The organism is Micromonospora rosaria, assembly GCF_001567585.1.
Lineage (GTDB): Bacteria > Actinomycetota > Actinomycetes > Mycobacteriales > Micromonosporaceae > Micromonospora > Micromonospora rosaria.
Map to the genome: position 1 here is coordinate 1 of NZ_LRQV01000220.1, position 6,701 is coordinate 6,701.

Sequence of the window (6,701 nt, forward strand, 5' to 3'; positions counted from 1 at the left end):
GGGGCCCGGCACGGGTGCCGTGCTCCGCGGGGTGCCGGAGTCAGGCGGTGACCGTCTCCGGCCGCTGGTCGGAGTGACCGGCACCGGTGCCGCCGTCGGCGTCGGACATCGCCACCCCCTTGCGCTTGCTGAAGACCACCGCCGCGACGACGATCAGCGTCGCCACCACGGCGATGCCGATCCGCAGCGCGGTGTTGCGCTCGTCGCCGACGCTCCAGGCCACCACGGCCGGGGCGATCAGCAGCGAGACCAGGTTCATCACCTTGATCAGCGGGTTGATCGCGGGGCCGGCGGTGTCCTTGAACGGGTCACCGACGGTGTCCCCGATGACCGTCGCGGAGTGCGCCTCGGAGCCCTTGCCGCCGTACGCGCCGTCCTCGACCATCTTCTTGGCGTTGTCCCAGGCCCCGCCCGAGTTGGCCAGGAAGACCGCCATCAGCGTGCCCGCGCCGATCGCCCCGGCCAGGTACGCGGCCAGCGCACCCGGGCCGAGGCCGAAGCCGACCGCGATCGGGGCGAGGATGGCGAGCAGGCCCGGGGTCATCAGCTCGCGCTGCGCGTCCCGGGTGCAGATGTCGACCACCTTGCCGTACTCGGGGCGCTGGCTGCGGTCCATGATCCCGGGCAGCTCCCGGAACTGCCGGCGGACCTCCATCACCACGGCTCCGGCCGAGCGGGACACCGCGTTGATGGCGAGCCCGGAGAAGAGGAACACCACCGCCGCGCCGATGATCAGGCCGACCAGGTTGCGCGGATTCGCCACGTTCAGCGAGTTGAGGATCTCCGCGCCGACGTCCCCGACCCCCGCGTCGGCGTACGCGGTGCGCAGGGTGTCGGTGTACGACCCGAAGAGCGCGGTCGCGGCGAGCACGGCGGTGGCGATGGCGATGCCCTTGGTGATCGCCTTGGTGGTGTTGCCGACCGCGTCCAGCTCGGTGAGCGTCCGGGCCCCGTGCTCGTCGATGTCGCCGGACATCTCGGCCACGCCCTGGGCGTTGTCGGAGATCGGGCCGAAGGTGTCCATCGCGACGATCACGCCGACGGTGGTCAGCAGCCCGGTGCCGGCCAGCGCGACGGCGAACAGGGACAGCGTGATCGACCCGCCGCCGAGCAGGAACGCGCCGAAGACCCCGGCGCCGATCAGCAGCGCGGAGTAGACCGCCGACTCCAGGCCGACGCTGATGCCGGCGAGGATGACGGTGGCCGGGCCGGTCTGCGAACTCTTGCCGATGTCCTGCACCGGTCGCCGGTTGGTCTCGGTGAAGTAGCCGGTCAGCGCCTGGATCGCGGCGGCCAGCACGATGCCGATGACCACGGCGGCGATGACGGTGCCGCGCGGGCCGAGCGGCGGGTCGCCGCCGTCGACGCCCAGCGTCGTGCGCCACTGCTCGCCGAGCTGGTCGGCCCAGGCCGGCTGGAGGTACACGAAGGAGGCGACGGCCACCAGCACGGCGGAGATCACCGCCGAGGAGTAGAAGGCCCGGTTGATCGCGGTCAAGCCGTTGCGGTCCGAGGCGCGCAGCCGGGTGATGAAGACGCCGACGATCGCGACCAGCACGCCGATGGTGGAGATGATCAGCGGGAGGACCAGGCCCTCGTTGCCGAACGCCGCACGGCCCAGGATCAGCGCGGCGACCAGGGTGACCGCGTACGACTCGAAGAGGTCGGCGGCCATGCCGGCGCAGTCGCCGACGTTGTCGCCCACGTTGTCGGCGATGGTGGCCGCGTTGCGCGGGTCGTCCTCCGGGATGCCCTGCTCGACCTTGCCGACCAGGTCCGCGCCGACGTCGGCGGCCTTGGTGAAGATGCCGCCGCCGACCCGCATGAACATGGCGAGCAGGGCGGCACCGAAGCCGAAGCCCTCCAGCACGGTGGGCGCGTCGCCCCGGTACAGCAGGACCACCACGGCCGCGCCGACCAGGCCGAGCCCGACGGTGAGGAAGCCCACCACCCCGCCGGTCCGGAACGCGATCTTCATGGCCGCCTCGCGGCCCCCTTCGCGTTCCCGGGCGGCGGCGGCGACCCGCAGGTTCGCCCGTGTGGCCAGCCACATCCCGGCGCCGCCGATGAACGCGCTGAACAGCGCGCCGACCACGAAGAACGCCGACCGTCCGATCTTGACGAGCGTCTCGCTGCCGGCGGTGTCGTGCACCGGCAGCAGGAAGAGCAACACCACGGCGATGACCACGAAGATCGCCAGCGTCCGGAACTGTCGCAGCAGGTACGCCGAGGCGCCCTCCTGGACGGCTCCGGAGATCTCCTGCATGTTGGTGGTGCCCGTGCCCGCTGCCAGGACGGTCCTGGTCAGGGTGGCGGCGAAGACGAGCGCCACCAACGCGACAACCGCGGCGATGACGACGTACGTCAGATTGGCACCGGTGAGGGAGAGCTCGCCACCTTGGGCGGCCAGAGTCCCGGACATCTATGTCCTCCTGTACCGTGCACTCGCGCCGACGGTGGAGACGCACCGACCGACGCCCGGATGCGAAAGTGCAAGCGCGCCGGCCTGCCCTGGCGGACCAGCGACCGGCACCGATACCCGCTGGTTGCGGGTCGGATCACTTGCTGACAACCCGGGTACTGTAGCCCCATATCGTGTTGGAGGTCACACCGAGGGGGCGCGCGGCGGCGATGATCTTCATCGCTGTGTTAGATGAGAAAATCTGATATAGCGGTGACCGCGACGACACGCACCGTGTTCGCCGACGCGGCGGGTGGATCAGCGCGGCGCACCCCGACCGACCAGCGCGGAGTCACCGGGGCCGGCCCGGGTGACGGGCCTGGAGTCACCGAGAAGCGGGCGGGGCCGACCGGGCGGACGTGGGCCAGGCGTGGGTCAGCGGCCGACCGGGCGGACGTGGGTCAGCGGCCGACCGGCCAGACCATGCGGACCTCGGTGCCGATGCCCTCGTCGACCGGGCGCACCTGGAGGTCCTCGACGAAGCCGGCGAGCAGGGCGAACCCGACGCCGGTGGTGAGCGCCTCGTCGGTCAGCGACTCGTTGGCCAGCTCGTCCGGCGGAAGCGCGGTCAGGCCGATGCTCGCCTCGATCGGGGCGCGGTCCACCACCCGGACCGCGTACGCCGCGCCGTCGGACATCTCCACCAGCACCGGGTCGGGCAGGCCGTACTGGCGGTGCAGGGCGACCGCCCGGGTGCACGCCTCACCGATCGCCAGGCGTACCTCGTCAAGCAGGTCCTCGCGGACCCCGGCCCGTCGCGCCACGGCGACCCCGACCAGGCGGGCGGTGCGGACGTGCACCGGTGCGGGCGAAAAGGAGAGCCGGACCGTCGCCATCACGCGCCGGCGCCGGTCGGGTCGGCGTCGACCGCCGCGTCGACCGTGGCATGCAACGGGAAGACCTGGTCCAGCGCGGTGATCCGGAAGATCTTGAGCAACGGCTCCTTGTCGCAGACCAGGGCGAACGTGCCGCCGATCGAGCGGAGCCGCTTGAGCGCACCGACCAGGACCCCGAGGCCGGTCGAGTCGAGGAAGTCCACCCGGCCGAGGTCGACCACGATCCGGTGCGCCCCACCGTCGATCAGCTCCAGGAGCCGTTCCCGCAAACGGGGCGCGGTGTAGACGTCCACCTCGCCGCCGACGGAGAGCACCGTGTGCTCCCCCACGGTGTGGGTCGCCAGCGACAGCTCCATCGGTCCTCCTCGCAAGCGCCGTAAACTCTCCTGGGCATCTAACCATCCCGCGCCGCACCCGCCCCGGCGAGCGTCGGCCGCTTCTCCATACCCAGGGCCCCCAGCTTCCAACTCCGAACACCAGTGCGAGAGTGCAGGACGTGACCTCCGCAGCCACCCGAGCCGGCAGCGAGCGGGCGCCGGTGGCGCCGCCCGTCGACCTGCTGCGCCGACTCCGCGCCCGGGGCGCCGGCGACCCGGTCACCCACGTCGAGCGGGTGCCGGCCCGCCCCGGCGTACCCGTACCCTGGCCCGACTGGACGCCCGAGGAGCTGCGGGCGGCCTTCGCGGGGCGCGGCGTGGTCGAGCCGTGGCGGCACCAGACCGAGGCGGCCGAGCTGGCGTACGGCGGGCGGCACGTGGTGGTCGCCACCGGCACCGCCTCCGGCAAGTCGCTGGCGTACCTGCTGCCCGCGCTGGCCACCCTGCTCACCGATCCCCGGGCCACGGTGCTCTACCTGGCCCCGACCAAGGCCCTCGCCGCCGACCAGTTGCGCGCCGTCGCCGCCCTGGACCTGCCCGGGGTACGCCCGGCCTGCTACGACGGCGACACCCCGCGCGCCGAGCGGGAGTGGATCCGCCGGCACTCCCGGTTCGTGCTGACCAACCCGGACATGCTGCACCACGGCATCCTGCCCGGTCACGCCCAGTGGTCCGGCTTCCTGCGCCGGCTGACGTACGTGATCGTCGACGAGTGCCACACCTACCGGGGCGTCTTCGGCTCGCACGTGGCGCACGTGCTGCGCCGGTTGCGCCGCCGGTGCGCCGCGCCGCCCCGCTCCGCGCCCCGGATTCCCCTCCAGTCCGGCGGCGGGTTGACCGGTGGCGGCGGCCCGGCGGGCGGTGCCGGGGCGGTCGGCGGGCCGGTCTTCGTGCTGGCGTCGGCCACCTCGGGCGATCCGGCGACCACGGCCGGGCGGCTCACCGGGCTGCCGGTGACCGCGGTGACCGAGGACGCCTCGCCGCGCGGCGGGGTCACCTTCGCGCTCTGGGAGCCGCCCCTGCTCCCGCCGGACGCCGCCGTCGAGCCGGCCGGGGCGGACCTGACCCAGGTCCGCCGGTCGGCGCTACGGGAGACCGCCGACCTGCTCGCCGACACGGTCGCCGAGGGGGTACGCACGCTCGCCTTCGTCCGGTCCCGGCGCGGCGCCGAGGTGGTCGCGGCCAACGCCCGCCGGGCGCTCGACGAGGCGGTACCCGGGCTCGGCGGCCGGGTCGCCGCCTACCGCGCCGGGTACCTGCGCGAGGAGCGGCGCGAGTTGGAGCGGGCCCTGCTCGACGGGGAACTGCTCGGGCTCGCCTCCACCAACGCGCTGGAGCTCGGCGTCGACCTGGTCGGGCTGGACGCGGTGCTGATCTGCGGCTGGCCGGGCACCCGGGCGTCGCTCTGGCAGCAAGCCGGGCGGGCCGGCCGCTCCGGTGGGGAGGCCCTGGCCGTGCTGGTGGCCCGGGACGACCCGCTCGACACGTACCTGGTGCACCACCCCGAGGCGCTGTTCGGGCGGCCCGTCGAGGCGACCGTGCTCGACCCGGCCAACCCGTACGTGCTCGGCCCGCAGCTCGCCTGCGCGGCGGCCGAGGCCCCGCTGACCCCGGCCGACCTGGAGCTGTTCGGCACGGGCGCGAAGGAGGCGGTGGACGCGCTGGTCGGGACGGGGGCGCTGCGGGCCCGCCCGACCGGCTGGTACTGGCGGCACCGGGAACGTCCCGAGGTGGACCTGCGGGGTGCCGGCGGCGCGCCGGTCTGCGTGGTGGAGGCGGCGACCGGCCGGCTGCTCGGCACCGTCGACGGCGGCTCGTCGCACTTCCTGCTCCACCCCGGCGCGGTCTACCTGCACCAGGGCGTCTCGTACGTGGTCGACGAGCTGGACCTCGCCGACGGGTGCGCGCTGGTGCACCCGGAGGAGCCGGACTGGTCCACCCACGCCCGGGACGTCACCTCGCTGTCGGTGGTCTCCGTCCGGTCGTACGTGGACGCCGGGCCGGTCGGGCTCTTCCTCGGCGAGGTGGACGTGACCAGCCAGGTGGTCTCGTACCAGCGTCGCCGGATCGCCTCCGGCGAGGTGATCGACACCCGGCCGCTGGACCTGCCCACCCGGGAACTGCGGACCGTCGCGGTCTGGTTCACCGTGTCGCCGCAGGCGTTGGCCGCCGCCGGGGTGGAACCACCGGACGTCCCGGGTGCGCTGCACGCCGCCGAGCACGCCGCGATCGGGCTGCTGCCGCTGATGGCCACCTGCGACCGGTGGGACATCGGCGGGCTCTCCACGGCGGTGCACGCCGACACCGAGGCGCCGACCGTCTTCGTGTACGACGGGCACCCGGGCGGGGCGGGCTTCGCCGAGCGGGCGTACGCCACGGCCGAGGACTGGCTGCGGGCCACCCGGGACGCGATCGCGGAGTGCGGGTGCGAGTCGGGGTGCCCGTCCTGCGTCCAGTCGCCGAAGTGCGGCAACGGCAACAACCTGCTGGGCAAGGCGGAGGCCGTCCGGGTCCTGGACGTGGTCCTGGCGCACCTCGGGGCCGCCGCCCCGGCCGGGGACTGACCGGGACTGACCGGTTGGGAGCTGACCGGGACTGACCGGCCGGGAGCTGACCTCCGGGCCGGCTGGACCGGCGGAAACGGACGGCGTGCCGCAGGCATAGATCGACCCCGGGATGGGCATTGGGGGCATGGGAGCGCTTCCATCGACGGTGGCGCACCCCTGCCCACCGCCGAGCTCGCCGTGTTTCCCGGAGGAGGAGTCGTGGCCGACACCATCGCCGAGACCGTTGACCTGCTGTACACGATCGACCAGGAACACCTCACCCCCGATCAGCAGATCGCGCTCGGGGCCGCGCTGGCCGCCCTGGCCCAGGCGGAACGGCTCGACCAGATCAGCGAACGGCTGCGCAGCATCCACCAGGTGCTCAACACCTTCCTGATGCGGTCGGCGGTCGACGGCGGACGCTGACCGTCGGTGCCACCCCCACCGGCCGCCGCCCGGCGGCCACAGCCCCGCCGCCCTG

At 73.7% G+C, this 6,701-nt stretch carries 5 protein-coding genes; 2 read left to right on the top strand and 3 right to left on the bottom strand.

All coding sequences use genetic code 11. The features are described from left to right. Positions 1 to 40: 40 nt before the first annotated feature. From AWW66_RS30770 to AWW66_RS30780, 3 genes are all read right to left on the bottom strand, one after another. A complete protein-coding gene (locus AWW66_RS30770) occupies positions 41 to 2,422 on the bottom strand; it encodes a sodium-translocating pyrophosphatase (RefSeq protein ID WP_067373950.1) in 2,382 nt (793 codons plus the stop codon). Positions 2,423 to 2,862: 440 nt separating this feature from the next. Continuing rightward, positions 2,863 to 3,300 carry an ATP-binding protein gene (locus AWW66_RS30775; RefSeq protein ID WP_067373953.1) on the bottom strand — a complete coding sequence of 146 codons (438 nt, stop codon included), beginning with the start codon at positions 3,298 to 3,300 and terminating at the stop codon, positions 2,863 to 2,865. Continuing rightward, the gene (locus tag AWW66_RS30780) at positions 3,297 to 3,653 is read right to left on the bottom strand and encodes an STAS domain-containing protein (RefSeq protein WP_067373956.1); all 357 of its coding nucleotides are present in this window, start codon (positions 3,651 to 3,653) and stop codon (positions 3,297 to 3,299) included. Before AWW66_RS30780 ends, AWW66_RS30775 begins: the two co-directional genes overlap by 4 nt. Before the next feature lie 140 nt (positions 3,654 to 3,793). On the opposite strand from AWW66_RS30780, the gene AWW66_RS30785 reads away from it, so the two are divergent. Together AWW66_RS30785 and AWW66_RS30790 are read left to right on the top strand one after the other, a co-directional pair. Beyond that, positions 3,794 to 6,238, top strand: coding sequence for a DEAD/DEAH box helicase (locus tag AWW66_RS30785; RefSeq protein ID WP_083979228.1), 2,445 nt, complete (start codon positions 3,794 to 3,796; stop codon positions 6,236 to 6,238). 201 nt (positions 6,239 to 6,439) lie between these two features. Then, positions 6,440 to 6,646 (top strand): hypothetical protein, encoded by a 207-nt coding sequence (locus tag AWW66_RS30790; RefSeq protein ID WP_067373962.1) that lies wholly within the window; start codon positions 6,440 to 6,442, stop codon positions 6,644 to 6,646. The last annotated feature ends 55 nt before the right edge of the window (positions 6,647 to 6,701 follow it).